A 26,657-nucleotide genomic window follows, 5' to 3' on the forward strand; every position below is an offset into this window, starting at 1 on the left:
GACGTATGCGCCAGTACCTGCGCAATGGACAGATGAACAAAACCCGCCATCGACGGCGGGCTTGTGGACACGCTTCAGGCGCTCAAAGGCCGGACATCTTCTTGATCGCTGCCTTGAGGTCATCATCCGAGCAATCTGCGCAGGTGCCCTTCGGCGGCATGGCGTTCACCCCGGTAATGGCCTTGGCCAGGATGCCATCCAAGCCACCTTGATGGTCGGCGCGTTCTTTCCAGGCTGCGGTATCGCCGATCTTCGGCGCGCCCAGCAACCCGCTGGCGTGGCAGGCGGTGCAATGCTTGGCGATCACATCGTCCGGGCTCTTGGCCGCGCCGCCGCCCGCTGCGACAGCCACATCCATGCCCTGGCATGCCCGGCCTTGCACACAGACTTGGCCAACTGGCTCGAGGCGCTTGGCGATGTCGTCGTTGGTCGCTGCGGTTGCGCTCATTGCCCAAAGGGCGAAAACGGCTGCTGGTGCGGCCAGCATTTTTTTGATTTGGTTCACGCGAACACCCTCATGGTGGCTAAACATGCCCGCGGCCACGGTAATGCGAGCGTTGCAAAGTATAGCGGCAAGCCGATGCGCGTGAAACGACCCTACTCGGCAAAGGGGTATTGCAAGAGCAATGCAATGCGCTGGATCAAAAATTCGATGGGGTAGCGGCGCTGATCAAGCGTGCTGGTGTATCGAAAGGGTTGCGAAAGCGGTGTGGGCGGCTGCTTTCGAAATAGTAACTGTCGCCGGCCTCGAGGATGAACAACTCATTGCCTACCACCAGTTCCAGCTTGCCCTCGAGCAGGATGCCGGTTTCCTCACCATCGTGGGTAAGCATTTCGGCGCCGGTGTCGGCCCCTGGCGGATAGACCTCGGTCAGAAAGGCGATGGCGCGATTGGGATGCGACTTGCCGACCAGCTTCATGGTCACCGCACCGTCGGAGATGTCGATCAGTTCGTCAGCCTTGTAGACGATCTGCGTGGGGCTTTGCGCTTCCAGTTCGACGGAAAAGAACTCCACCATCGACATGGGGATGCCGCTGAGCACCTTGCGCAGCGAGCTGATCGAGGGGCTCACGCTGTTCTTCTCGATCATCGAGATGGTGCTGTTGGTCACCCCTGCTCGCTTGGCGAGTTCACGCTGGGACAGGCCCTTGAGCTTGCGGATGGCTTGCAGTCGTTCGCCGACGTCCAAAGCTGGAGCCTCCTGAAACGGTGTGATGGCGGGGTGCATGTGAACGATATCATGGCAATGCCGTTCAGTATTTACAACACACCGCCCGCACTTGGCCGCTTCGAAGGCCTATTCGCCGTAGTACTCCAGCGGCACCCGCTTGAGGTTGCAGAAGATCTCATAGGGAATCGTCTGCGCCTGCATGGCCACGTCACTGGCCAGCACCTGCTTGCCCCATAGCTCGACCGGACTCCCAACATCGGCCTGGGGTACGTCGGTGAGGTCGATGCACAGCATGTCCATCGAAACCCGGCCGATCAATTGCGTACGCTGGCCGGCGACGAGCACCGGCGTGCCGCTGGGCGCATGCCGTGGGTAGCCGTCGGCGTAGCCCATGGCAACCACGCCGACCCGCGTCGGCCGCTGGCTGTGGAACTTCGCCCCATAACCTACCGGCTCCCCGGCCGGCAGCTCACGCACGCTGATCACCCGCGATTGCAAGGTCATCACCGGCTGCAGTCGCGCCGCCTGGGCCTGATCCTGCTCGAACGGCGTGGCGCCGTAGAGCATGATGCCTGGACGCACCCAATCGCTGGGCGCCTGTGGCCAGGCCAACACGCCGGGTGAGTTGCGCAGGCTGCACTCGGCGGCCAGCCCCTCGCGAGCGGCATTGAACACGGCAATCTGCTGCGCGGTGGCGTCGGCCTGCGGCTCGTCGGCACGGGCGAAATGACTCATCAGCACGATGCGCGCGACCTTGCCGCTTGCCAGCAGGCGCTGATACGCCGCTTGGTAGTCCTTGGGGTGCAACCCAACCCGGTGCATGCCACTGTCGAGTTTGAGCCAGATGCTCAGCGGTTTGTGCACATGGGTGTGTTCGATGGCTTCGAGTTGCCACAGCGAATGCACCACGCACCACACGTCATGCTCGGCGATCAGCGCCAGCTCGCTGGCCTCGAAGAAACCTTCCAGCAGCAACACCGGCGCTTTGATGCCAGCGGCCCGCAGCTCCAGGGCTTCCTCGATACAGGCCACGGCAAAACCGTCGGCCTCGGCCTCCAGGGCCAGGGCGCAACGCACGGCGCCGTGGCCGTAGGCGTCGGCCTTGATCACGGCCAGGGCTTTGGCGCCGGACAGTTCGCGGGCCAGGTGGTAGTTGTGACGAAGGGCTTGCAGGTCGATCAGAGCGCGGGCGGGACGCATGGCGGCTGCCTTATGGTGATTCGGATGTTGAAAACGGTGTCGGATGCTTCGCGGGCAAGCCGGCTCTAGCACGTACTGCACAGCCTTGCGACCTGCAGTGTGCATGTATGAGCCGACTTGCCCGCAACAAAATCGCGACAAACCTCTTACTGCTGATGAGCCGGCGCGCTTTCGGCGTGTTTGGCGACGTCAGCGCTGCTGCCGTAGCGCGAAATGTCCAGGCCTTCAGCACTGATCTGCGGCTTGCGGCGTGCGATCAAGTCAGCCAAAAGGCGTCCGGAGCCGCAGGCCATGGTCCAGCCCAGTGTGCCGTGGCCTGTGTTGAGGAACAGGTTGCGCAACGCAGTGGCACCGACGATTGGCGTACCGTCCGGGGTGGCTGGGCGCAGACCGGTCCAGAAGCTGGCCTGGCTCAAATCACCGCCGCGAGGATAAAGGTCGTTGACGATCATCTCCAGCGTTTCGCGCCGACGCGGATTCAGTGACAGGTCGAACCCTGCGATTTCAGCCATGCCGCCAACGCGAATGCGGTTGTCGAAGCGGGTGATCGCGACCTTGTAGGTCTCATCGAGGATGGTCGAGGTCGGCGCCATGCCGGCATTGGTGATCGGCACGGTCAACGAGTAACCCTTGAGCGGATACACCGGCGCCTTGATGCCCAACGGCTTGAGCAGCTGCGGCGAGTAGCTGCCCAACGCCAATACGTAACGGTCGGCGGTCTCAAGCTTGCCGTCGATCCACACGCCGTTGATGCGATCGCCAGCACGATCCAGGCACTGGATATCCTGACCAAAGCGGAACTCCACGCCCAGCTTGACCGCCATTTCCGCCAGCTTGGTGGTGAACAGCTGGCAATCGCCGGTCTGGTCGTTGGGCAAGCGCAAGGCGCCGGCCAGAATGTCCTTGACCCCCGCCAACGCGGGTTCGACCCGCGCGATGCCGTCGCGGTCGAGCAATTCGTAGGGCACCCCGGACTGCTCGAGTACGGCGATATCCTTGGCCGCGGCATCGACCTGAGCCTGGGTGCGGAACAGCTGGGTGGTACCGAGGCTGCGGTTTTCGTAGGCAATGCCGGTTTCGGCGCGCAGCTCGTCAAGGCAGTCGCGGCTGTACTCGGACAGCCGCACCATGCGCTCCTTGTTCACCGCATAACGATTGGCTGTGCAGTTGCGCAGCATCTGCGCCATCCACAAATACTGGTCGACGTCGCCGGTCAGCTTGATCGCCAGGGGCGCATGTCGCTCGAGCAGCCACTTGATCGCCTTGAGCGGCACGCCTGGGGCGGCCCAGGGCGAGGCATAGCCGGGCGAGATCTGGCCGGCGTTGGCAAAGCTGGTTTCCCTGGCCACTGCCGGTTGGCGGTCGACCACGGTCACCTCAAAGCCTTGCCGGGCCAGATAATAGGCACTGGCGGTACCGATCACACCGCTACCTAGTACCAAAACTCGCATCGTTCATCCCTCGCACGCGGCGCACCGCTATTTGTTGATATGGCATGGATGGGCGCAGTATATGAAGCCAAGGCCAGTGCTATTCACTATATAAAAGCCTATTATTGGCGAGAATTCTCGGCAATAACGCCTTTCACGGAGGGGCATCCCCTATGAGAACCCAGCATCAGAGCAAGCGTGAACTGGACAAGATCGACCGCAATATCCTGCGCATTCTGCAGAATGACGGGCGCATTTCCTTCACCGAGCTGGGCGAGAAAGTCGGGCTCTCCACCACCCCCTGTACGGAACGGGTACGTCGCCTGGAGCGCGAAGGGATCATCATGGGCTACAACGCCCGCCTCAATCCTCAACACTTGAAGGGCAGTCTGCTGGTGTTTGTGGAGATCAGCCTGGATTACAAGTCTGGTGACACGTTTGAAGAGTTTCGCCGTGCAGTGCTGAAACTGCCGCACGTGCTCGAGTGCCACTTGGTGTCCGGCGACTTCGACTATCTGGTGAAGGCGCGGATTTCCGAGATGGCCTCTTATCGCAAGCTGCTTGGCGACATCCTGCTCAAGCTGCCGCATGTGCGCGAGTCGAAAAGCTACATCGTGATGGAAGAGGTCAAGGAAAGCCTCTGCCTGCCTATTCCCGACTGACGCTAGACCAGCACCTGACGGGTGCTGGCAATGTAGTTGTGGACCAACTGCTCGGCTTGCGGATCGAGCATCGGGCTTGGCCCGCGGCCACGCGGGCAGGCCATGCGTGGCGTGGTGCCGAACAACCGGCAGATCAGCGGCCGCTCTGCATACACGGTGCAGCCGTCGGGCCCAAGGTGGACGCAATCCAGGCGCTCGAGCGCCGCGTCCTGCTCGGCCTGGGACTTGCGCGGCAGACGCGCCATTTCTTCGGTCGAGGTGGTCACTGGCCCACAGCAATCGTGACAGCCAGGCTCGCATTCGAATGAGGGAATCAGTTCGCGCAGGAAGGTGATTTTGTGGCGATTGCAGGACATGGCGAGGCACAAGATGAAGATGACCGCCCGATTATAAGCCCTTTGGGCACCGCGCTTGACCCACCCGCCGTTGGTTGCCCCGCCACGATCGCTCGGCTTATTCTCGCGCCTCTCGCCATCTTCAAGGGTTGTTTCAATGATCCACAGCGCGCAGCACGCCGCCTCCTACTATGCCGCCAGCAGCGCGCCACACCCTGATTACGCGTACCTGCAAGGTGAACACAGCGCCGATGTGTGCATTGTCGGCGGCGGTTATTCAGGGTTGAACACGGCGATAGAACTGGCCGAACGGGGTTTTTCGGTCATCCTGTTGGAGGCGCGCAAGCTCGGCTGGGGCGCCAGCGGGCGCAATGGTGGGCAGCTGATCCGAGGCGTCGGGCATGGGCTGGGGCAATTTCTGCCGGTACTTGGCGAAGAGGGCGTGCGCAGCCTGAAGCTGATGGGTCTGGAAGCCGTGGATATCGTCCGCGAGCGCGTCGAACGTCATGCCATCGCCTGCGACCTGACCTGGGGATACTGCGACCTGGCCAACAAACCGGCTGAACTCAGAGGCTTTGCCGAAGAGGCCGACGAACTTCGCGCGCTCGGTTACCGACACTCGCTGCGTCTGGTTGGCCGCGACGATGTCCATACCGTGGTGGGCTCGGAGCGTTACGTTGGCGGCCTGATCGACATGGGTTCCGGTCACCTGCATCCGCTGAACCTGGCACTCGGCGAGGCCGCAGTGGCCAATCGCCTTGGGGTCAGGCTGTTCGAACAGTCGCAGGTGACGCGCATTGATTACGGCATTGAAGTGCAGGTTCACACCGCCCAAGGACGGGTTCGGGCCAAGACCCTGGTGCTGTGCTGCAACGCCTACCACAACGACCTGAACCGTGAACTTGGTGGCAAGGTACTGCCCGCCGGCAGCTACATCATCGCCACCGAGCCGCTCGGCCAGGCGCGTGCTCGCGAGCTGCTGCCGCAGAACATGGCGGTGTGCGACCAGCGTGTGGCCCTGGATTACTATCGCCTGTCTGCCGACCATCGATTGTTGTTTGGCGGGGCGTGCCATTACTCCGGCCGCGATCCACGCGACATCGCCGCCTACATGCTGCCCAAGTTGCTCAAGGTGTTTCCGCAACTGGCGGGCGTGCGTATCGATTACCAGTGGGGCGGCATGATCGGCATCGGTGCCAATCGCTTGCCGCAAGTCGGCCGCCTGGCCGGCCACCCCAACGTCTACTACGCCCAGGCCTATTCAGGCCACGGCTTGAACGCTACTCACCTGGCCGCACGCTTGCTGGGCGAGGCGATCAGCGGCCAGGAGAGCGGGCGCTTCGACCTGTTCGCCAAGGTGCCGCACATGACCTTCCCTGGTGGCAGGTACCTACGCTCGCCGCTATTGGCGTTGGGCATGCTCTGGCATCGCCTGAAAGAGCTGGCCTGAGGGGTTGAGCAACCCTCTGGCTGAGTTTCTCGCATCCAGCGAACCTTGATTGAGCAAGCCAGTTGCTCCCGCAGGGGCGCGTTGGACGCTTGAAGTGAGCAACTCAGCTGCCCCCGAAAAAAGGTCTCGATGCGGGTCAGTTTTTCCAGCAAGGTTTGCGCCCTTCGGTGCGCGCCTGCTCCCAGCTCAAGCCGATATCCCGTAGCTGGTCATCATCGAGCTGCAACAGCGCGCGGCGGGTATGCCAGCGATGCAGCATCAGCCCCCAACGCCCGAGCCCTTGCGGTGCGCTGAACACACTGGTCTGCTGCCCGGCCTCCAATTCCTTGCCCAACAATTGCAAGCGCACATCGCTCATGCCTCCCATCGCTGCTTTCTCCCATTCCGTGTGTGACCGTGGAGAAAGCATGCGCGGTGAGTACCGAGACAATACAGACCCAATACAGGCTTATTATTCCCATACAGAATTGGCTCAACGCCCGCTGAATGCTGTATTTTCAGCGGATCTGTACTGGTCGAATAACAATAATTCTGCGGGAGTATGCCGTGACCCTGTATCTGAACCTGGCCGAACTGCTCGGCGCACGCATCGAGCAGGGCCTCTATCGCCCCGGCCAGCGCCTGCCGTCGGTGCGCGCATTGAGCGTCGAGCATGGGGTAAGCCTGAGTACCGTACAGCAGGCCTATCGCATGCTCGAAGACAGCGGCCTGGTTTCACCCCGTCCCAAGTCCGGTTATTTCGTCAGTGATCATCGCCAGCTTCCCGGCCTGCCGGCGGTGAGCCGCCCGGTGCAGCGCCCTGTGGATATCTCGCAGTGGGAACAGGTGCTGGAACTGGTGCGCAGCACACCGCGCCAGGATGTCATTCAGCTGGGCCGTGGCATGCCCGACATCGACAGCCCGACCCTCAAGCCGCTGCTGCGCAGCCTCGCCCAACTGAGTCGACGCCAGGACATGCCGGGGCTCTACTACGACACCATCCACGGCAACCTCGCCCTGCGCGAGCAGATCGCCCGGCTGACGCTCGACTCCGGTTGCCGCCTGAACCCGGCCGACCTGGTGGTGACCACCGGGTGTCATGAGGCGCTGTCGTGCAGTATTCGCGCAGTCTGTGCGCCCGGCGATATCGTCGCGGTCGACTCGCCGAGCTTTCATGGCGCCATGCAGACCCTCAAGGGCCTGGGCATGAAGGCGCTGGAAATCCCTACCGACCCGCTCACGGGCATCAGCCTCGAAGCGCTGGAGCTTGCGCTGGAACAGTGGCCGATCAAGCTCATCCAGATCACCCCCAGCTGTAACAATCCCCTGGGCTACATCATGCCCGAGGCGCGCAAGCGGGCGCTGCTGAGCCTGGCGCAGCGCTATGACGTGGCGATCCTCGAAGACGATGTATACGGTGACCTTGCCTATACCTATCCGCGCCCCCGCACGCTGAAATCCTTCGACGATGACGGCCGCGTGCTGCTGTGCAGTTCCTTCTCCAAGACCCTGGCGCCTGGCTTGCGCATCGGCTGGGTGGCGCCGGGGCGCTACCTGGAGCGCGTGCTGCACATGAAGTACATCAGTACCGGCAGCACCGCCAGCCAGCCCCAGCTGGCCATCGCCGACTTCATTGCCGAGGGCCATTACCAGCCCCATGTGCGGCGCATGCGCAGCCAATACCAGCGCGCCCGTGACCAGATGAGCGACTGGGTGACCCAGTATTTTCCACCAGGCACACGGGTCAGTCGCCCCCAGGGTGGTTTCGTGCTGTGGGTGGAGCTGCCGGAAAACTTCGATACGCTGCGGCTCAACCGCGCTTTACTGGAACAAGGTGTGCAGATCGCCGTAGGCAGCATCTTCTCGGCCTCGGGCAAGTTCCGTCATTGCCTGCGGATGAACTTTGCCTCGCGGGCGACGCCTGAAATCGAAGCGGCCGTACGCAAGGTGGGTGAAACCGCCATTCGTCTACTGGGTGAAGGCGATGGCCAGGCGTAACTTTGCGCCGCCCCTCACGGTCATACCCTTGGTGCATTGTTGGACAGGACAACTCAACTTTGAGATTTCAGCGAGCCTTGCCTCTGCTGCTGGCGCTACTGCTCGGCCTTAACGGCTGTGCCAGCGTCAGCATTCCCCGTGAAACCAGCCAGGCACTGCCCGCCAGCGACTCGGCTTTCGGCCGTTCGGTGGCGCGCCAGGCCGCGCCGCACGACGGGCGTTCGGGCTTTCGCCTGCTGCCCAACAGCAACGAAGCCTTTCGCGCCCGCGCCGAGCTGATTCGCCACGCCCAGACCAGTATCGATCTGCAGTACTACATCGTTCACGACGGCCTGAGCACGCGCACGCTGGTGCATGAGCTGCTGCAGGCAGCCGACCGCGGCGTGCGCGTGCGCATTTTGCTCGACGACACCACCAGCGACGGCCTGGACGCGATCATGGGCACCCTCGACGCGCATCCCAACATCCACCTGCGGGTATTCAATCCCCTGCACCTGGGCCGCAGCACCGGCGTGACGCGCGCCGTGGGGCGGCTGTTCAATCTGTCGCGCCAGCACCGGCGCATGCATAACAAGCTGTTTCTGGTCGACAACAGCATGGCCATTGTCGGCGGGCGCAACCTGGGCGACGAATACTTCGACGCCGAGCCCAACCTCAACTTCACCGACATCGACCTGCTCAGTGTCGGGCCCATCGCCGAGCAACTGGGCCACAGCTTCGACCAGTACTGGAACAGCGCGCTGAGCCGGCCGATCACCGACTTTCTGTGGCAGGCTCCCGACGCCAGCGACTTGCAAGCCAGCCGCCAGCGCCTGGAAGTGTCGCTGGCGCAGGCCAGGTTGCAGCGCAAAGCCTTGTTCGACCGCCTGATGGCCTACCAGACCCAGCCTCGACTTGAGGTGTGGCGTAACGAGTTGATCTGGGCACATGCCCAAGGGCTGTGGGATGCGCCAAGCAAGGTATTGGCCAACGATGAACCTGATCCGCAATTGCTGATGAGCCAGCAACTGGCGCCGGACCTGGCCAGCGTGCACCAGGAGCTGATCCTGGTTTCGGCGTATTTCGTACCCGGCGAGCCGGGGCTGCTCTACCTCACCGGCAGGGCCGATGCCGGAGCCTCGGTGAAGCTGCTGACCAATTCGCTCGAAGCCACCGACGTGCCTGCCGTGCATGGCGGCTATGCACCCTATCGGCGAGCCCTGCTCGAACACGGCGTGCAGCTGTTCGAGTTGCGCCGCCAGCCGGGCGATCCCAGCGCTGGCCGGCTGAATTTCCAGGGTGGCTCCGATTCCAGCCTGCACAGCAAGGCGATCGTCTTCGACCGGCGCAAGACCTTTATCGGCTCGTTCAATTTCGACCCGCGCTCGGTGCTGTGGAACACCGAGGTCGGGGTGTTGGTCGACAGCCCGGAGCTTGCCGAATACACCCGTGAGCTGGCCCAGCAGGGTATGGCGCCGCCGTTGAGTTATCAGGTCAAACTGCAGGATGACAAGCTGGTCTGGGCCACTGAGGACAATGGCCAGCTGCACGTACTGACCCGCGAGCCGGGTGGTTTGTGGCGACGCTTCAATGCCTGGATCAGTAAAGCGGTGGGCCTGGAAAAGATGCTCTGAGGCTCAGGCCGCAGCAGGCTCGAAGGCCCCCGGACGACGCGTCAGCAGCACCAACCCTGCAGCCCCGGCGGCCATCAGCCAGAGCAGTGCATGGCCACTGACCCACTGGCTGCCGGCACCGGCCAGCAGCGGCCCGAGCAGGCAGCCAATGCCCCATAGCTGCGCCACATGAGCATTGGCCCGCACCAGGGCATCGTCGCGATACCGCTCGCCGATCAGGATCAGCGACAACGTGAACAACCCACCGGCGCTGGCGCCGAACACCACCCACAAAGGCCAGATCAGCGGCGTCTGCAGCAGCATCGGGATGGCCAGGCTGGACACCAGCAACGCGACCGCGCAGCCAGTGAACAGCGCCTGACGAGAGATGCGATCGGCCAGCGCGCCGATGGGCAGCTGCAGCACCGCATCGCCGACCACCACCGTGCTGACCATGAACAGGGCAATCTCCGTGGTGAAGCCTTGCTGCAGGCAATACACCGGCAACAGGGTCAGGATCATCGCCTCGAATGCCGCGAACAGGGCGACAGCCCAGGCAATCACTGGCAGACGCCTGCAGAAGCCGAACAGATCGCTGAAGGTCACGCTGCAGGCGTCGGTGCTTGGCGCCCCACCCCGGCCCAGCAGCAGCACAGGTGCCAGCAGCAGCAAGCCAGTCGCGGCCCAGAAACCAAAGTCATCGTCTGAGCCCAGCACCCCCAACACCAACGGCCCGGCCAACTGGCTCAGGGCATAGCTGCTGCCATAAAGCGCCACTAGCCGACCGCGCCACTGCTCGACCACTAATTGGTTGATCCAGCTTTCACCAAGGATGAACACCACGGTAAGCGACATGCCGATCAACAGGCGCAGCGCCAGCCACAGCGGGTAGCTCGGGAGCAAGGCGACCAGCCCAATGGACAACGCTCCGCCCCACAGGCACAGGCGCATCGCCGCCGGTACGCCAACCCACCCGGCGAGGCGGCTGGCCAGGCTTGCACCGAGCAACACCCCCAGCGCCGGCATGGCGGCCATGACGCCAATGGCGAACCCGCCATAGCCCCAGCCTTCCAGGCGCAGGGAAACCAGCGGCATGCTCACACCGAGCGCCAGCCCGACGCTCAGCACCGATGCCAGCACGGCAAAATAGGTTCCCCAACGCATCATCGCCTCCCAGGCAGCGTGTTCCGCACCCATCAGCGAACAAGCCGGACCACCGGCTCGCCCTGTCCCTGCCGAGTCTGCGCTTCAGTGCGAAGCGACTGCCCGTGGGAGTGGCGATCCAGCGATCCGGCTTGCCCGCGACTGGCCGCAATGCGGCCCTTGTGGATTTACAGCTTGATCCAGGTCGCTTTCAGCTCGGTGTACTTTTCCAGTGCGTGCAGCGACTTGTCACGGCCATTGCCCGACTGCTTGAAGCCGCCGAACGGCGCGGTCATATCGCCGCCGTCGTACTGGTTGACCCAGACGCTACCGGCGCGCACGGCACGGGCAGTCTTGTGCGCCTTGGAGATGTCCGAGGTCCAGATACCAGCGGCCAGGCCGTATGGCGTGTCGTTGGCGATGGCCACGGCTTGCTCGGCGGTGTCGAAGGCGATCACCGACAGTACCGGGCCGAAGATCTCTTCCTGGGCGATGCGCATGGCGTTGGTGACGCCGTCGAAAATGGTGGGTTCGACGTAGGTCCCGCCGGTTTCCTCCAGGATGCGCTTGCCGCCGGCCAGAAGCTGGGCGCCGTCCTTGTGACCGGCTTCGATGTACGACAGCACGGTGTTCATCTGCTGGGTGTCGACCAGGGCACCGACCGTGGTCTGCGGATCCAGCGGGTTGCCTGGCTTCCAGCCTTTGAGGGCCTCGACAACCATGGGCAGGAATGTGTCCTTGATCGAACGCTCGACCAGCAGCCGCGAGCCTGCGGTGCAGACTTCGCCTTGGTTGAAGGCGATGGCGCTGGCGGCGGCCTCGGCGGCAGCTTGCAGGTCCGGAGCGTCAGCGAAGACGATGTTCGGGCTTTTGCCACCGGCTTCGAGCCAGATGCGCTTCATGTTCGACTCGCCCGCGTACACCATCAGCTGCTTGGCGATCTTGGTAGAGCCGGTGAACACCAGGGTATCGACATCCATGTGCAGGGCCAGGGCCTTGCCAACGGTGTGGCCGTAGCCCGGCAGCACGTTTAGTACACCGGCCGGAATGCCGGCCTCGATCGCCAGCTGGGCGATGCGGATGGCGGTCAGCGGCGACTTCTCCGATGGCTTGAGCACGACCGAGTTGCCGGTCGCCAGGGCCGGACCGAGCTTCCAGCACGCCATCAGCAGCGGGAAGTTCCAAGGCACGATGGCACCGACCACACCGACCGGCTCGCGCGTCACCAGGCCCAGCTGATCGTGCGGGGTCGGCGCCACTTCGTCGTAGACTTTGTCGATGGCCTCGGCGGTCCAATGGATCGCGTTGGCGGCACCTGGAATGTCGATGCTGGAGGAATCGCCGATCGGCTTGCCCATGTCCAGGGTTTCCAGCAGCGCCAACTCTTGCACGTTCTGGCGCAACAGGTCGGCGAAGCGGATCAGTTTGGCCTTGCGCTTGGCCGGGGCGAGCTGCGACCAGACGCCGGAATCGAAGGTGGCGCGCGCGTTTTCCACAGCGCGGTTGGCATCGGCCAGGTCGCAGCTGGCGACCTTGGCCAGGAAGCGTCCGTCGACCGGGCTCAGGCAGTCGAATGTTTCACCGGATGCGGCGTCGGTGTATTCGCCGTTGATGAAGGCGCGGCCTTCGATCTTCAGTTGCTGGGCACGTTGTTCCCAATCCGCACGGGTCAGGGTGGTCATACGAAACTCCTCCTCTTGTTTAGGTGCAACGCCGCACTGAGGACTCACTGGCGTTGTCAGAATGCTGGCCGGGCGACATGCGCACACTGGCAAGCGACACCCTAAACCAGGCGCTGCAAACTATCAATATATTTGACAGAAAAGGCCTTAAGGCCTACCTATGTGCATTTTATTAAACAATAACAGGAGCCGCATCATGAGTATCGCCAGCATCGTCGACTTCGCCCAGGTCCTGACAGAGGCCGAACGCTACCGCCCGGCAGCGGAAAAGATTCTCAAGGGCGAGCCGGACCAGGCTGTCTACAACCACTATTCCAGCCCCTGTGGCCAGTTTGCTGCGGGTGTTTGGGAAGGTGAAGTCGGGCAATGGACGGTGAACTACACCGAGCACGAATATTGCGAGATCGTTCAGGGCGTGTCGGTGCTGCGTGATGGAGCGGGCGGCGCCAAGACCTTGCGCGCCGGTGATCGTTTCGTCATTCCGGCCGGCTTCAAGGGCACTTGGGAAGTGCTGGAGCCGTGCCGCAAGATCTACGTGATGTTCGAACAGCAGTAAATATGTAGCGCCAATGCAGGCATCGGCTGCATGAGTATGGACCCGCCCCTACAGCGGGCACCACTCACGTCAAAAGGATGCTTAACATGACCAATGAAGAAGTGCTGCAAGCCATCGCCCACCTGATCGGCACCCCTTACGAGCCATCGGTGAAAGACACCATCACTGCAATCACCGGCCGTGATCGCGTCGTCGGGCCGGGAGAAGCCAGCACGCGTGAGTACGACAGCAACCGTATTCATATCAACACCGATGCCAACCGCCTGATCGAAAGCTTCAGCTTCAAGTAACAGCGGTGCAGGCATAAAAAAACCCGCGTCCTTACGGATGCGGGTTTTTTTTGGTCGCCGATCAATTACTTGATCTTGGCTTCCTTGTACACCACGTGCTTGCGAACAACCGGATCGTATTTCTTGATCTCGATTTTGTCCGGGGTGGTGCGCTTGTTCTTGTCGGTGGTGTAGAAGTGACCGGTACCGGCACTCGAAACCAAACGGATCAATTCACGCATGATGTTCTCCCTTAAACCTTGGCGCCAGCTTTACGGATGTCAACCAGAACGGCGTCGATGCCGCGCTTGTCGATGATACGCATGCCTTTGGCGGATACGCGCAGACGCACGAAACGCTTCTCGGATTCAACCCAGAAACGGTGGTGCTGCAGGTTCGGCAGGAAACGACGACGGGTTTTGTTGTTTGCGTGGGAAATGTTGTTCCCGGTTACTGGACCCTTACCAGTAACTTGACAGACTCTCGACATGACTCAGCCCTCTAAAACCACATGCCCAACCCGGCATGGGTTGGCCGCTTAATCTCTCAGTCTTTGGCGCCAGGCGCCGTGATTCTGGAGGTCTTACCGACCGGATTCGCTGATGCGACAGGCCGAGCCCCTAGAAAAGAGCGCTGCTTTATACCAGAAAGACTGCGTTGCAACAACAGAAGATGAGCATTCGTGTGCTGCAAATAGCGCGCGAGCAGCATAGCGACTCGCGCGCCGCGCTGTCGACCGCTCGTCGCCCAGGTCGCGAAAAAGAGGGTGGTCATTTGCCGCGACGCGCACTAGGGTAGGACGTTTCCAGACTGCACCGGCAGATGGGCCACTGACCAGCCAAGGAGCCACGATGCGTGCTGCCGCCCTTTCCTTATTGTTCACCTCCCTGCTCGCCGCTGGCATTGCCCAGGCCGCACCCTTGAGTGTCTGCAGCGAGGCCAGCCCTGAAGGCTTCGATGTGGTGCAGTACAATTCGCTGACCACCACCAATGCCTCGGCCGATGTGCTGATGAACCGCTTGGTGGAATTCGACGCGACTCAAGGCAAGGTCGTGCCGAGCCTGGCGCAGAGCTGGAGCGTCTCGGCCGATGGCCTGGTCTATGACTTCAAGCTGCGCGAAGGCGTGAAGTTTCATTCCACAGCGTACTTCAAACCCACCCGTGAGCTGAACGCCGATGACGTGCTGTTCAGCTTCCAGCGCATGCTCTACCCGGCGCATGCCTGGCACAAGACCGCACCGGGCGGATACCCGCATGCGCAGTCGTTGCAACTGGGCAGCCTGATCAAGGCTATCGACGCGCCCGATGCAGGCAGCGTCCGCTTCACGCTGACCCATGCCGACGCCACCTTCCTGGCGACCCTGAGCATGGGCTTCGCGTCGATCTACTCGGCCGAATATGCCGACAAGCTGCTCAAGCAGGGCACGCCCGAGAAGCTCAACAGCCAGCCCATCGGCACCGGCCCGTTCGTGTTCCAGCGCTTTCAGAAAGACGCCGTGGTGCGTTACCGCGCCAACCCTGACTATTTCGGCGGCAAGCCGGCGGTCGATCCGCTGATCTTCGCGATCACCACCGATGCCAACGTGCGCCTGCAGAAGCTCAAGCGCAACGAATGCCAGGTGGCCCTGTCGCCCAAGCCGCTGGACATCGCCGACGCCAGCCAGGATGCAACGCTCAAGGTCGCGACCACCCCAGCATTCATGACCGCTTTCGTCGCCATCAATAGCCAGCATCCACCGCTGGACAAGCCCGAGGTGCGCCAGGCGATCAACCTGGCATTCGACAAGCAGGCTTACCTCAAGGCGGTCTTCGAAGGCACCGCCACGCCCGCCAATGGTCCCTATCCGCCCAACACCTGGAGCTATGCCAAGGACTTGCCCGGCTACCCGCTGGATGTCGAGAAGGCCAAGGCGCTGCTGGCCAAGGCTGGCTTGGCCGAAGGCTTCAGCACCACGATCTGGACACGTCCCTCGGGCAGCCTGCTCAACCCCAACCCCAGCCTCGGGGCGCAGATGCTGCAGGCCGACCTTGCCAAGATCGGCATCAAGGCCGAAATCCGCGTGATCGAATGGGGCGAACTGATCCGCCGCGCCAAGGCGGGCGAGCACGATCTGCTGTTCATGGGCTGGGCGGGCGACAACGGCGACCCGGACAACTTCCTCACGCCGCAGTTTTCCTGCGCAGCCGTGCAGTCGGGAACCAACTTCGCGCGGTTCTGCGACAACCGCCTGGACCAGCTGATCAGCGCCGGGCGCACCACCACGGACCAGAGCGTACGCAGTCGGTTGTACCAACAGGCGCAGACCTTGATCCAGCAGCAGGCACTGTGGGTGCCACTGGCGCATCCGACGGCAGCGGCGCTGCTGCGAGAAGGCGTCGAGGGCTACCAGGCCAGCCCGTTCGGGCGCTTGGATTTGAGCAAGGTGTCGGTGACCAAATGAAATTGGCAGGCCGTGCAGCCGCGTCGGATCACCCGACCGCCCGCACGACCGGCCCTCGCGTTCAAGCCACGATCCAGCCCTGCTCGACCATCGACAACGGCTCGCCCTCGCCAACGATGATGTGATCGAGCACCCGCACATCGATCAACGCCAACCCGCGCTTGAGCGACAGCGTCAGGTGCACGTCCTCCTGGCTTGGCTCGCTGTGCCCCGAGGGGTGGTTGTGACACAGGATCAGCGCCGCCGCATTGTGCAACAGCGCCCGCCGAACCACCTCGCGCGGGTAGACGCAGGCCTTGTCGATGGTGCCGCGAAAGAGGATCTCGAACGCCAGTGGCCGATGCTTGGTATCCAGAAACAAGCAGCCGAACACCTCACTGGCTTCGTGGCGCAGCATGGCCTTGAGGTAACTGCGCACGGTGGCGGGGCTGTCCATGACCGACTCGCGGGCAATGCTGGTGGCCAAGTGTCTGCGACCAATCTCCAGCAATGCCTGCAATTGCCCGTAGCGCACCGGGCCTAGCCCCAGCTCACCGAGAAAGGCATCACGGTCGGCCTCGAGCAACTGGCGCAGGCTGCCGAACCTGGCCAGCAGCCCGCGCGCCAGCTCGACCACATTGCGCCCGCGGACCCCGGAGCCAAGAAACACCGCCAACAGCTCGGCATCGGAAAGACTCCCGGCCCCCTGGCGCAACAGCTTCTCCCTTGGCCGGTCCTGCGTCGGCCATTCCCTGATGTTCATTGCTTGCTCCCTGCCCTTGCTGCGGCCCGTTTCGGCCCTGTGTTAATCTATTTCGCCTCGTACATGCGACGTTCTGCCGCAGGCATCTGCAGACGTCGCCGCCCGCTCTCACTGGAAAAAGGCAAGCCTATGCAGCGGCTGTATCGCAAGCGCATCGTTCTCGGCGTCGGAGGCGGCATCGCCGCCTACAAAAGCGCCGAGCTGATCCGCCGACTCCTCGAGCACGGCGCGCAGGTGCGCGTCGTCATGACCCGGGGTGGTGCCGAATTCATCACCCCGCTGACCCTGCAGGCGCTGTCCGGCCACCCGGTGCACATGGATCTGCTCGACCCTGCCGCCGAAGCGGCCATGGGCCACATCGAACTGGCCAAGTGGGCTGACCTGGTGCTGATCGCCCCCGCTACCGCCGACCTCATGGCGCGCCTGGCCCAAGGCATGGCCGACGACCTGCTGACCACGTTGGTACTGGCCACCGACGCCAGCGTTGCCGTGGCCCCGGCCATGAACCAGGCCATGTGGCGCGACCCGGCGACGCAAGCCAACCTCGACCTGCTCAAGAGCCGTGGCATCCAGGTGTTCGGCCCTGCCTCGGGCAGCCAGGCCTGTGGCGACGTGGGCCTGGGCCGCATGCTCGAAGCCACCGACCTGGCCTGGTGCGCCGCCGAGAGCTTCAAGCGTCAGGCCTTGACCGGCAAGCACGTGTTGATCACCGCCGGCCCGACCCAGGAAAACATCGACCCGGTGCGCTACATCACCAATCATAGCTCCGGAAAGATGGGCTTCGCCCTGGCCGAGGCCGCTGCCGAGGCAGGGGCTCGGGTGACCCTCGTAACCGGCCCGGTGCACCTGCCGACCCCTGACCGCGTACAGCGAATCGACGTGGTCAGCGCGCGGGACATGCTCGCGGCCTGTGAAGCAGCCATGCCATGCGACCTGTTCATTGCCTCGGCGGCGGTCGCAGACTACCGCCCCGAAGTCGTCGCCCCGCAAAAGCTCAAGAAAGATCCTACGACCGGTGACGGCATGCTGCTGCAGATGGTGCGTAATCCCGATATCCTTGCGACCATCGCTGGCCGTAGCGACCGCCCGTTCAGCGTTGGCTTTGCCGCCGAAACCGAACATTTGCTCGATTACGCCACGCGCAAGCTCAAGGACAAGAACCTCGACCTGATCGTCGCCAATGACGTGGCCAACCCCAGCATTGGCTTCAACAGCGAGGAAAATGCCCTGACCGTGATCGACCGCCAGCAGCACCAGACCCTCTTCGCGCAGACCAGCAAGGGCAAGATCGCCCGTCAGCTGGTCGGCTTCATCGCCGAACGACTCAACCAGGTTCAATAAGCTCCATGCACGCTCTTCAAGCCAAGATTCTCGACCCCCGCCTGGGCAGCGAATTCCCGCTGCCGCAATACGCCACCCCTGGCTCCGCCGGCCTCGACCTGCGCGCCCTGCTGCAACAAGACACGGTGCTCGAGCCAGGCCAGACCTTGCTGATCCCGACCGGCCTTTCGATCTACATCGGCGACCCAGGCCTGGCAGCGATGATCCTGCCGCGCTCCGGCCTGGGTCACAAGCACGGCATCGTGCTCGGCAATCTGGTCGGGTTGATCGATTCCGACTACCAGGGCGAGCTGATGGTGTCGTGCTGGAACCGTGGCGACACGCCGTTCACCATCGCCGTGGGCGAGCGCATCGCACAACTTGTCTTGGTGCCTGTGGTACAAGCGCACTTCGACATCGTCGAACGCTTCGACGAAAGCCAGCGCGGCGCCGGCGGCTTCGGCCATTCCGGGAGCCACTGAGCCGAGACACGACGGTCAGGGCCACGGATGGCGAACTCTCTGGCGATTCCACCGTCCAAGCGATCAGTTTTTGCCTGCCCAGCAAGCCTTTGACTACTGGAGTTTCCCGAGATGAACGAGATGGCCCACCCGGTTCCTGCATTGCCTGAGAGCATCTTCCGCGCCTATGACATCCGCGGCGTGGTCGGCAAGACCCTGCACGGCGAAACCGCCTACTGGATTGGCCGCGCCATCGGCGCGCAGACCATCGCCGAGGGTGAACCGAAGATTTCCGTTGGCCGCGATGGTCGTCTGTCGGGCCCGATGCTGGTCGAGCAATTGATCCAGGGCCTGGTCGATGCCGGTTGCCAGGTCAGCGATGTCGGTCTGGTGCCGACTCCAGCGCTGTATTTCGCCGCCAACGTGCTGGCAGGCAAGTCCGGGGTGATGCTCACCGGCAGCCATAACCCATCGGACTACAACGGCTTCAAGATCGTCATCGCCGGCGATACCCTGGCCAACGAACAGATCCAGGCCCTGCTCACCCGCCTGAAGACCAACGACGTACCGCGCGGCCAAGGCAGCGTAGAGAAGGTCGAGATCCTCGAGCGTTACTTCCGGCAGATCGTCGATGACGTGAAGCTGGCGAAAAAACTCAAGGTCGTGGTGGATTGCGGCAACGGCGCTGCCGGCGTGATCGCGCCGCAACTGATCGAGGCCCTGGGCTGCGAGGTCATCCCGCTGTTCTGCGAAGTGGATGGCAACTTCCCCAACCACCACCCCGATCCCGGCAAGCCGGAAAACCTCGAGGACCTGATCGCCAAGGTCAAGCAAACCGGTGCCGACATTGGCCTGGCCTTCGACGGCGACGGCGATCGCGTAGGCGTGGTGACCAACAGCGGCAACATCGTCTACCCGGACCGCCTGCTGATGCTGTTCGCCCAGGATGTGCTGGAGCGCAACCCAGGCGCTGAAATCATCTTCGACGTCAAATGCACCCGCCGCCTGACGCCGCTGATCGAGCAGCACGGCGGCCGCGCGCTGATGTGGAAGACCGGTCACTCGTTGATCAAGAAGAAGATGAAGCAGACCGGCTCGCTGCTGGCTGGCGAAATGAGCGGCCACATCTTCATCAAGGAACGCTGGTACGGCTTCGACGATGGTATCTACAGCGCCGCGCGGCTGCTGGAGATTCTCAGCAAGGCCGCACAGAACGCCGAAGACCTGTTCGCCGCCTTCCCGAACGACATTTCCACGCCGGAAATCAACATTGATGTGACCGACGAGGGTAAATTCAGCATCATTGATGCACTGCAACGCGACGCCGACTGGGGCGATGCCAACCTGACCACCATCGACGGTGTGCGGGTCGACTACGCCAACGGCTGGGGCCTGGTACGCGCTTCCAACACCACGCCGGTGCTGGTGCTGCGTTTCGAAGCTGAAAACGACGCCGAATTGCAACGTATCAAGGATGTTTTCCGTGCCCAGTTGCTGCGGGTTGCCCCTGAGCTGCAACTGCCGTTCTGACCGATTATCTGTTCCATACAGGAGCCCTGCATGACCCTCGATCGCGATGCCGCTTCCCATGTAGCCGAGGTTTTGTCCGAAGCACTGCCGTACATTCGCCGCTTTGTCGGCAAGACCCTGGTGATCAAGTACGGCGGCAACGCGATGGAGAGCGAGGAGCTCAAGACAGGCTTTGCCCGTGACATCGTGCTGATGAAGGCCGTGGGCATCAACCCAGTGGTGGTACACGGCGGCGGCCCGCAGATCGGCGATCTGCTCAAGCGCTTGTCGATCGAGAGCCATTTCATCGACGGCATGCGCGTGACCGACGCGGCGACCATGGACGTGGTGGAGATGGTCCTGGGCGGGCAGGTCAACAAGGACATCGTCAACCTGATCAACCGCCATGGCGGCAGCGCCATCGGCCTGACCGGCAAGGACGCCGAGCTGATCCGCGCGAAGAAGCTCACCGTCAGCCGCCAGACCCCGGAAATGACCCAGCCGGAAATCATCGACATCGGCCATGTGGGCGAAGTGGTCAGCGTCAACACCGAGCTGCTGAACATGCTGGTCAAGGGCGACTTCATCCCAGTGATCGCGCCGATTGGCGTGGGTGTCGATGGCGAGTCCTACAACATCAACGCCGACCTGGTGGCCGGCAAGGTCGCCGAGGCGCTGCAGGCTGAGAAGCTGATGCTGCTGACCAACATCGCCGGGTTGATGGACAAGCAAGGCCAGGTCTTGACCGGCCTGACCACCGAGCAGGTCAACGAGCTGATCGCCGACGGCACTATCTACGGCGGCATGCTGCCGAAGATCAAGTGCGCGCTGGAAGCGGTGCAAGGTGGCGTCAATAGCTCGCACATCATCGACGGCCGTGTGCCGAATGCGGTGCTGCTGGAGATCTTCACCGACAGCGGCGTGGGCACCCTGATCACCAACCATCAGCGTCACGTCTGAACGGTAGCGGCCCTTGCGAAAGGGCCGGCACCGGGCAAACAAAAAGGCGACCTTCATCGAAGGTCGCCTTTTTCATTGCCCGGTCAGGATCAGATCCCGTACTGCGCCCGGTAGGCCTCCACAGCCGGCAGGTGCTGCTTGAGCTGCGGGTCGTCGGCCAGGAATTCCAGCACTTGGGTCAGCGACACGATGCTGACCACCGGAATGCCGAAGTCGCGCTCCACCTCCTGGATCGCCGACAGCTCGCCGTTGCCGCGCTCTTCACGGTTCAGCGCGATCAGCACGCCAGCGGCCTTGGCCTGCTGGGCATTGATGATCTGCATGACTTCGCGGATGGCAGTGCCGGCGGTGATCACGTCGTCGATGATCAACACCTCACCGGCCAGGGGCGCACCGACCAGGCTGCCGCCTTCGCCATGATCCTTGGCTTCTTTGCGGTTGAAGCACCATGGCACATCGAGCTGATGCTGATCGGCCAGGGCCACGGCAGTGGTAGCGGCCAGGGGAATGCCCTTGTACGCCGGGCCGAACAGCACATCGAACGGAATCTTGCTGTCGACGATCGCTGCTGCGTAGCAGCGACCCAGCTGGGCCAGGGCGGAGCCGGTATTGAACAGGCCGGCATTGAAGAAATACGGGCTTGTGCGCCCGGATTTCAGGGTGAATTCACCGAAACGCAGTACCCCGCGATCGATGGCAAAACGGATGAAGTCGCGCTGATACGGCTGCATGAAAAGTCCCGGACACCACGGATTTAGCTAAATGGGTTGAGCTCGGGTATCATACACGCACGAGATTTTTGGGGCCATTTATGCGGATCATCAGTGTGAACGTTAATGGCATTCAGGCTGCAGCCGAGCGTGGATTGCTCAGCTGGTTACAAGCCCAGAATGCCGACGTCATCTGCCTTCAGGATACCCGCGCCTCGGCCTTTGAACTCGACGACCCAGCTTTCCAGCTCGATGGCTATTTCCTTTATGCCTGCGACGCAGAAGTACCCGCCCAAGGTGGCGTGGCACTCTACTCGCGCATGCAGCCCAAGGCAGTCATCACCGGCCTGGGCTTCGAGACAGCCGACCGCTACGGGCGTTATCTGCAAGCAGATTTCGACAAAGTGAGTATTGCCAGCCTGCTCCTGCCTTCGGGCATGAACGGCGACGACGACTTGAATCAGAAATTCAAGTTGATGGACGACTTCGCCAAGTACCTGGACAAACAGCGCCGCAAGCGCCGTGAGTACATTTACTGCGGCTCGTTCTACGTGGCGCAGCAGAAGCTCGACATCAAGAACTGGCGTGACAGCCAGCAGTCGCCTGGCTTCCTGCCGCCTGAGCGGGCATGGATGGACGCGATCACCGGCGACATGGGCTATGTCGATGCGCTGCGCGAAGTCAGCCGTGAAGGCGACCAGTACAGCTGGTGGCCCGACAACGAGCAGGCCGAGATGCTCAACCTGGGCTATCGCTTCGACTACCAGATCCTCACGCCGGGCCTGCGCCGCTTCGTGCGCAATGCCCGCCTGCCGCGTCAACCGCGCTTCTCCCAGCATGCGCCGTTGATCGTCGACTATGACTGGACGTTGACCATCTAAAGCACCGGGGCCGCTTGGCGGCCCCGGTTGCTATCGCTCAGTCGACCAGCGCGGCATTCTGCAGCTCGAAGATTTCAGTCATGCCCTTCTGCGCCAGCGCCAGCATGGCGTTGAAGTCCTCAGGCTGGAACGGCGCGCCTTCGGCCGTGCCCTGCACTTCGATGAAACCACCGGCACTGGTCATGACCACGTTCAGGTCGGTTTCGGCAGCCGAGTCTTCCAGGTAATCCAGGTCGAGCACTGCTTCGCCCTGATACATGCCCACCGACACCGCCGCGATCATGTGCTTGAGCGGGTTACCAGCCTTCAGGCCGCCGCGCTTCTTGATCACTGCCAGGGCGTCGCACAGCGCGACCATGGCACCGGTGATCGACGCGGTCCGGGTGCCGCCGTCGGCCTGGATCACATCGCAGTCGATGTACAGGGTGATGTCGCCAAGCTTGCTCATATCCAACGCAGCACGCAGGGAACGGCCGATCAGGCGCTGGATTTCCAGGGTGCGGCCACCTTGCTTGCCACGGCTGGCCTCTCGCTGGTTACGCTCGCCGGTCGCGCGCGGCAGCATGCCGTACTCGGCGGTCAGCCAGCCTTGGCCCTGGCCTTTGAGGAAGCGCGGCACGCCATTTTCGACACTGACCGTGCAGATGACCTTGGTGTCACCGAACTCGACCAGTACCGACCCTTCGGCGTGCTTGGTGTAGTTGCGGGTGATGCGGATCGAGCGGAGCTGATCGGCGGCGCGACCACTTGGACGTTTCATCTGGGATACCTGTACTGGGACTTGAATCTGCCGGCCATTATAGAGGCCGGTGCCTTGGAGCGACATGCCTATCGTCGCGGTGTGGGCAACCGGTCGGCTTTTCTCCCTCTGCCAGGAGCGGCTCTATAACATAGGCTGATTGGGCGCCGAGCACGCACTGCGCTACAATCGCGCGCCTTCAATCCATTTACGCGAGGTACTTTCCATGGTGCACAGCATGACCGCTTTTGCGCGTGTCGAACGTGCAGGCAGCCAAGGCACCCTGGTCTGGGAACTGCGCTCGGTCAACCATCGCTACCTCGAGCCGCACCTGCGCCTGCCGGACGCCCTGCGCGACCTCGAAGGCGCCGTGCGTGAAGGCCTGCGCCAGGGCTTGTCGCGCGGCAAGGTCGAATGCACCTTGCGCCTGCACGAAGACAGCGACGGCAAGCCGCTCAAGGTCGACCGCGAGCGCGCCGCGCAACTGGTCGCCGCGGCCGAAGAAGTCGCCGGCCTGATCAAGCAGCCGGCCGCGCTCAATCCGCTCGAGGTGCTGTCCTGGCCAGGCGTGCTGGTGGCCGATGCCGCCGACCCGCAGGCGCTCAATGCCGAAGCGGTGGCGCTGTTCGAAGACGCGCTGGCCGAACTCAAGGCGGGGCGTCTGCGCGAAGGCCAGGAGCTGGCCCGGCTGATCAACGAGCGCCTGGACAGCATGGCCAGTGAAGTCAGCACCCTGCGCGCGCTGGTGCCGCAGATGCTAGCCGCCCAACGGCAGAAGATCATCGACCGCTTCGGCGACCTCAAGGCCGAGCTCGACCCGCAGCGTCTTGAGCAGGAAATGGTATTGCTGGCGCAGAAAAGCGACGTTGCCGAGGAGCTCGATCGCCTCAGCACCCACGTTACCGAAGTGCGCCGCGTGCTCAAGTCCGGCGGCGCAGCCGGCCGGCGCCTGGACTTCCTCATGCAGGAACTCAACCGCGAAGCCAACACACTCGGCTCCAAGGCCTTCGACCCGCGCAGCACGCAAGCGGCGGTCAACTTGAAGGTGCTGATCGAGCAGATGCGTGAACAAGTACAGAATATCGAGTAAGGCCATCCCGACCATGAAGCAAACCAGCGGCACCCTCTACATCGTTTCGGCCCCCTCGGGCGCCGGCAAGACCAGCCTGGTCACCGCCCTGATCGAGGCCGACCCTCGGGTCAGCGTCTCGGTCTCGCACACGACCCGCGCCATGCGCCCGGGCGAGCAGCATGGGGTGAACTACCACTTCGTCAGCCATGATGCCTTCGAGGAGCTGATCGCCCAGGGTGATTTCCTTGAGCATGCCGAAGTGTTCGGCAACTTCTACGGCACCTCGCGCAGCGCCCTGCAGCACGTGCTCGATCAAGGCAATGACCTGATCCTGGAAATCGACTGGCAAGGCGCCCAGCAGGTGCGCGCGTTGATGCCCGAGGCGCTGTCGGTGTTCATTCTGCCGCCGAGCCAGCAGGCCCTGCGCGCACGCCTGGATGGTCGCGGCCAGGACAGCGAGGAAATCATCGCCGGGCGCATGCGCGAAGCGGTCACCGAGATGGTGCACTACGACGAGTACGACTACGTGATCATCAACGATGACTTTGCCCTCGCGCTGGACGAGTTGAAGTCGGTGTTCGTGGCCAACCGGCTGCTGCTGAAAAAACAGCAGCAACGCCACAGTCAGTTGCTCGAAGAGCTGCTCGCCTGAAAGACCGCTCCTACACAAGACTGCATCAGCCCAGCTGACGCAAATGCCTGCAGGAGCGGTCGCGAAAGGGGCGCAAAGCGCCCCCAGTGTCATTCCTGCAGGGGCAAAGCAGCCTGCTGGCGCAAGGTAGCCCCCAGGAAGTAAGCCGGCGCGCGCATGCGCGACAGCACCATCAGCACGATCCCCAGCGCCGAAATGATCGTTGCGATCACGAACACCAAGCCCAAGCCGGCCACATGCGAGCCGCTGCCGAAGTCCGGCGAGGCGCTGTCGATGGCCGTGCGCACGAAAATCACCGAAAGAATTACCCCGCCCACCAACGGGCACAGCCCGCGCATGAAGAAATGCCGCAGGCTGGTGAACAGGCTGTCGCGGAAATACCACACGCAGGCGAAGGCAGTGAGCGAGTAGTAGAAGCAGATCATCATGCCCAGTGCAGTGATGGTATCGGCCAGCACGTTCTCGCTCAGGGTGCGCATGGTCACATAGAACAACCCTGCTGCCACGCCGGCGCAAATGGTCGCATAGCGGGGGGTCTGCGAGCGTGGGCAGACTTTGGCGAATTTCGGCGGTACCGCGCCGTAGTACCCCATGGCCAGCAAGGTGCGCGCCGGCGACACGAAGGTCGACTGCAGCGAGGCTGCGGTGCTGGCCAGCACCGCGATCGACATCAGGATCGCCAGCGGTCCCATCACCGGCCCGGCCAGGTGAGCGAATACGTTTTCCTGGATGCGCGGGTTGTTCAAGCCAAGGCCCTGCTCGCTGATGCCGGCAAACTGCAGCGTGGCGATCGCGGTGACCAGGTACAGGCCAAGGATCAGCAACACGGTCCAGGTCGCGGCCTTGCCGGGCACCTCGTCACTGCCGACCGACTCTTCGCTGACCGTCAGGCACACGTCCCAACCCCAGAAAATGAAAATCGACAGGGAAAGCCCGGCAGCGAATGCCGAAAATGACTCGACGCCAAACGGATTGAACCAGGTGAAGTCGAATTCCAGCGGCGGCGGCGCGGTGCTGCCACCAAAGGCGGCGAAGGCAAAACCGAGCAGTACCACCAACTGCAGGGCCACCAGACCGTACTGCACGGTCATGGTCGTGGCCATACCACGGCAGCAGATCCACACTGCCATGGCAATGAACACACAACAGGTGATGATGTTGACCAGCAAGTTATCGGCCAGGCTCGCCAGTTCGCCGTGCCCGGTGATCTGGCTGAGGAACAGATAGAAGAAATCCACCGCCACGCCGGCAAGGTTGGACAGCACGATGGTGGTGGCAACGACCAGCCCCCAGCCACCAATCCAGCCAATCATCGGGCCAAAAGCCCGCGCAGACCAGGTGAATGACGTGCCGCTGTCGGGCTCGGCGGAGTTGAGCTCGCGGTACCCGAGGGCCACCAGCAACATCGGCAGAAAGCCAACGATGAATACCGCCGGCAGGTGCGCACCGACCTCGCGTACGGTCGGCCCAAGGGCGCCGGTCAGGGTGTAGACCGGGGCAATGGTGGAGATGCCCAGCACTACGCTTGCCAGCAACCCGAGCCGCCCTTTGGCCAAGCCCTTGCTATTGTGCGTGCTGCCCGAATCGGCCGCATCGGGTGGGCGGCCAGCTTCTGTGTAATTGCTCATGAGTTTTTGCCGTAACTATTGGAATTGTTTTCACAGGCGCTGTTCCCAAGACCTGTTTCCACTCATTGAAAGCG

Annotated in this window: 27 protein-coding genes and 1 pseudogene; 14 read left to right on the top strand and 14 right to left on the bottom strand. The window is 62.8% G+C overall.

What is annotated here, in order from left to right:
• Positions 1–82: 82 nt before the first annotated feature.
• The 4 genes from FS665_RS04915 to dadA all read right to left on the bottom strand — a co-directional run bounded on the left by FS665_RS04915 (position 83) and on the right by dadA (position 3,823).
• On the bottom strand, positions 83–505 hold the full coding sequence (locus tag FS665_RS04915) for a cytochrome c5 family protein (protein WP_178108292.1): 423 nt from the start codon (positions 503–505) through the stop codon (positions 83–85).
• A gap of 136 nt (positions 506–641) precedes the next feature.
• Entirely contained in the window at positions 642–1,190 is a 549-nt protein-coding gene (locus tag FS665_RS04920) for a cupin domain-containing protein (RefSeq protein WP_145184980.1), read from the bottom strand.
• 108 nt (positions 1,191–1,298) lie between these two features.
• Positions 1,299–2,372 (bottom strand): alanine racemase, encoded by a 1,074-nt coding sequence (alr, locus tag FS665_RS04925; RefSeq protein WP_145184284.1) that lies wholly within the window; start codon positions 2,370–2,372, stop codon positions 1,299–1,301.
• Between the two features lie 146 nt (positions 2,373–2,518).
• Positions 2,519–3,823: a D-amino acid dehydrogenase gene (gene dadA, locus FS665_RS04930; RefSeq protein ID WP_145184287.1), complete on the bottom strand. Its 1,305-nt coding sequence runs from the start codon at positions 3,821–3,823 to the stop codon at positions 2,519–2,521.
• 152 nt (positions 3,824–3,975) lie between these two features.
• Here dadA and dadR point away from each other — a divergent pair, with 152 nt between their 5' ends.
• Positions 3,976–4,464, top strand: a complete 489-nt coding sequence (dadR, locus tag FS665_RS04935; protein WP_003258963.1) for a transcriptional regulator DadR — start codon at positions 3,976–3,978, stop codon at positions 4,462–4,464.
• Between the two features lie 2 nt (positions 4,465–4,466).
• On the opposite strand, the gene FS665_RS04940 is transcribed toward dadR, so the two are convergent.
• On the bottom strand, positions 4,467–4,820 hold the full coding sequence (locus FS665_RS04940; protein ID WP_145184290.1) for a YkgJ family cysteine cluster protein: 354 nt from the start codon (positions 4,818–4,820) through the stop codon (positions 4,467–4,469).
• A gap of 136 nt (positions 4,821–4,956) precedes the next feature.
• Between FS665_RS04940 and FS665_RS04945 the strand changes: the two genes are divergently transcribed.
• Positions 4,957–6,249, top strand: coding sequence for an FAD-binding oxidoreductase (locus FS665_RS04945; RefSeq protein ID WP_145184293.1), 1,293 nt, complete (start codon positions 4,957–4,959; stop codon positions 6,247–6,249).
• 136 nt (positions 6,250–6,385) lie between these two features.
• Here FS665_RS04945 and FS665_RS04950 read toward each other — a convergent pair whose 3' ends face one another.
• Positions 6,386–6,616 (bottom strand): DUF1127 domain-containing protein, encoded by a 231-nt coding sequence (locus FS665_RS04950; protein ID WP_145184296.1) that lies wholly within the window; start codon positions 6,614–6,616, stop codon positions 6,386–6,388.
• Between the two features lie 179 nt (positions 6,617–6,795).
• On the opposite strand from FS665_RS04950, the gene FS665_RS04955 reads away from it, so the two are divergent.
• Entirely contained in the window at positions 6,796–8,226 is a 1,431-nt protein-coding gene (locus FS665_RS04955) for a PLP-dependent aminotransferase family protein (protein ID WP_178108293.1), read from the top strand.
• A 59-nt stretch (positions 8,227–8,285) separates the two neighbouring features.
• Entirely contained in the window at positions 8,286–9,839 is a 1,554-nt protein-coding gene (locus FS665_RS04960; protein WP_145184302.1) for a phospholipase D family protein, read from the top strand.
• Between the two features lie 3 nt (positions 9,840–9,842).
• On the opposite strand, the gene FS665_RS04965 is transcribed toward FS665_RS04960, so the two are convergent.
• Positions 9,843–10,982, bottom strand: coding sequence for an MFS transporter (locus FS665_RS04965; RefSeq protein WP_145184305.1), 1,140 nt, complete (start codon positions 10,980–10,982; stop codon positions 9,843–9,845).
• Positions 10,983–11,149: 167 nt separating this feature from the next.
• On the bottom strand, positions 11,150–12,643 hold the full coding sequence (locus FS665_RS04970) for an aldehyde dehydrogenase (protein WP_145184308.1): 1,494 nt from the start codon (positions 12,641–12,643) through the stop codon (positions 11,150–11,152).
• 196 nt (positions 12,644–12,839) lie between these two features.
• Here FS665_RS04970 and FS665_RS04975 point away from each other — a divergent pair, with 196 nt between their 5' ends.
• Positions 12,840–13,199, top strand: a complete 360-nt coding sequence (locus FS665_RS04975) for a cupin domain-containing protein (RefSeq protein ID WP_145184311.1) — start codon at positions 12,840–12,842, stop codon at positions 13,197–13,199.
• An 86-nt stretch (positions 13,200–13,285) separates the two neighbouring features.
• Positions 13,286–13,489: an I78 family peptidase inhibitor gene (locus FS665_RS04980; protein ID WP_145184313.1), complete on the top strand. Its 204-nt coding sequence runs from the start codon at positions 13,286–13,288 to the stop codon at positions 13,487–13,489.
• Positions 13,490–13,554: 65 nt separating this feature from the next.
• Here the strand turns inward: FS665_RS04980 and rpmG are convergent, their stop codons facing one another.
• Together rpmG and rpmB are read right to left on the bottom strand one after the other, a co-directional pair.
• Positions 13,555–13,710, bottom strand: a complete 156-nt coding sequence (rpmG, locus tag FS665_RS04985) for a 50S ribosomal protein L33 (RefSeq protein WP_003253507.1) — start codon at positions 13,708–13,710, stop codon at positions 13,555–13,557.
• Between the two features lie 11 nt (positions 13,711–13,721).
• On the bottom strand, positions 13,722–13,958 hold the full coding sequence (gene rpmB / locus FS665_RS04990) for a 50S ribosomal protein L28 (protein WP_003253504.1): 237 nt from the start codon (positions 13,956–13,958) through the stop codon (positions 13,722–13,724).
• A 361-nt stretch (positions 13,959–14,319) separates the two neighbouring features.
• Between rpmB and FS665_RS04995 the strand changes: the two genes are divergently transcribed.
• Entirely contained in the window at positions 14,320–15,909 is a 1,590-nt protein-coding gene (locus FS665_RS04995; protein ID WP_145184316.1) for an ABC transporter substrate-binding protein, read from the top strand.
• Positions 15,910–15,970: 61 nt separating this feature from the next.
• Here FS665_RS04995 and radC read toward each other — a convergent pair whose 3' ends face one another.
• The gene (radC, locus tag FS665_RS05000) at positions 15,971–16,651 is read right to left on the bottom strand and encodes a DNA repair protein RadC (RefSeq protein WP_145184319.1); all 681 of its coding nucleotides are present in this window, start codon (positions 16,649–16,651) and stop codon (positions 15,971–15,973) included.
• 129 nt (positions 16,652–16,780) lie between these two features.
• On the opposite strand from radC, the gene coaBC reads away from it, so the two are divergent.
• From coaBC to argB, 4 genes and pseudogenes are all read left to right on the top strand, one after another.
• The gene (gene coaBC / locus FS665_RS05005) at positions 16,781–17,992 is read left to right on the top strand and encodes a bifunctional phosphopantothenoylcysteine decarboxylase/phosphopantothenate--cysteine ligase CoaBC (RefSeq protein ID WP_145184321.1); all 1,212 of its coding nucleotides are present in this window, start codon (positions 16,781–16,783) and stop codon (positions 17,990–17,992) included.
• Positions 17,993–17,997: 5 nt separating this feature from the next.
• The gene (gene dut, locus FS665_RS05010; RefSeq protein WP_145184324.1) at positions 17,998–18,453 is read left to right on the top strand and encodes a dUTP diphosphatase; all 456 of its coding nucleotides are present in this window, start codon (positions 17,998–18,000) and stop codon (positions 18,451–18,453) included.
• Between the two features lie 135 nt (positions 18,454–18,588).
• A pseudogene (locus FS665_RS05015) lies at positions 18,589–19,962 on the top strand (phosphomannomutase/phosphoglucomutase); the annotation flags it as partial.
• A gap of 30 nt (positions 19,963–19,992) precedes the next feature.
• Positions 19,993–20,901 carry an acetylglutamate kinase gene (gene argB / locus FS665_RS05020; protein ID WP_145184330.1) on the top strand — a complete coding sequence of 303 codons (909 nt, stop codon included), beginning with the start codon at positions 19,993–19,995 and terminating at the stop codon, positions 20,899–20,901.
• Between the two features lie 89 nt (positions 20,902–20,990).
• Here argB and pyrE read toward each other — a convergent pair whose 3' ends face one another.
• A complete protein-coding gene (gene pyrE / locus FS665_RS05025) occupies positions 20,991–21,632 on the bottom strand; it encodes an orotate phosphoribosyltransferase (protein WP_016394033.1) in 642 nt (213 codons plus the stop codon).
• An 80-nt stretch (positions 21,633–21,712) separates the two neighbouring features.
• On the opposite strand from pyrE, the gene FS665_RS05030 reads away from it, so the two are divergent.
• Positions 21,713–22,492 (top strand): exodeoxyribonuclease III, encoded by a 780-nt coding sequence (locus FS665_RS05030; protein WP_012312131.1) that lies wholly within the window; start codon positions 21,713–21,715, stop codon positions 22,490–22,492.
• A 37-nt stretch (positions 22,493–22,529) separates the two neighbouring features.
• Here the strand turns inward: FS665_RS05030 and rph are convergent, their stop codons facing one another.
• Positions 22,530–23,252, bottom strand: coding sequence for a ribonuclease PH (rph, locus tag FS665_RS05035; protein ID WP_145184333.1), 723 nt, complete (start codon positions 23,250–23,252; stop codon positions 22,530–22,532).
• 205 nt (positions 23,253–23,457) lie between these two features.
• Between rph and FS665_RS05040 the strand changes: the two genes are divergently transcribed.
• Complete coding sequence (locus FS665_RS05040) at positions 23,458–24,321, top strand: YicC/YloC family endoribonuclease (protein WP_145184337.1); 864 nt, start codon at positions 23,458–23,460, stop codon at positions 24,319–24,321.
• Positions 24,322–24,334: 13 nt separating this feature from the next.
• Positions 24,335–24,955, top strand: a complete 621-nt coding sequence (gmk, locus tag FS665_RS05045) for a guanylate kinase (RefSeq protein WP_145184340.1) — start codon at positions 24,335–24,337, stop codon at positions 24,953–24,955.
• Between the two features lie 89 nt (positions 24,956–25,044).
• On the opposite strand, the gene FS665_RS05050 is transcribed toward gmk, so the two are convergent.
• On the bottom strand, positions 25,045–26,583 hold the full coding sequence (locus tag FS665_RS05050; protein WP_145184343.1) for an APC family permease: 1,539 nt from the start codon (positions 26,581–26,583) through the stop codon (positions 25,045–25,047).
• Positions 26,584–26,657: the final 74 nt, after the last annotated feature.

This window comes from Pseudomonas sp. URMO17WK12:I11, from assembly GCF_007677725.1.
Taxonomy (GTDB): domain Bacteria; phylum Pseudomonadota; class Gammaproteobacteria; order Pseudomonadales; family Pseudomonadaceae; genus Aquipseudomonas.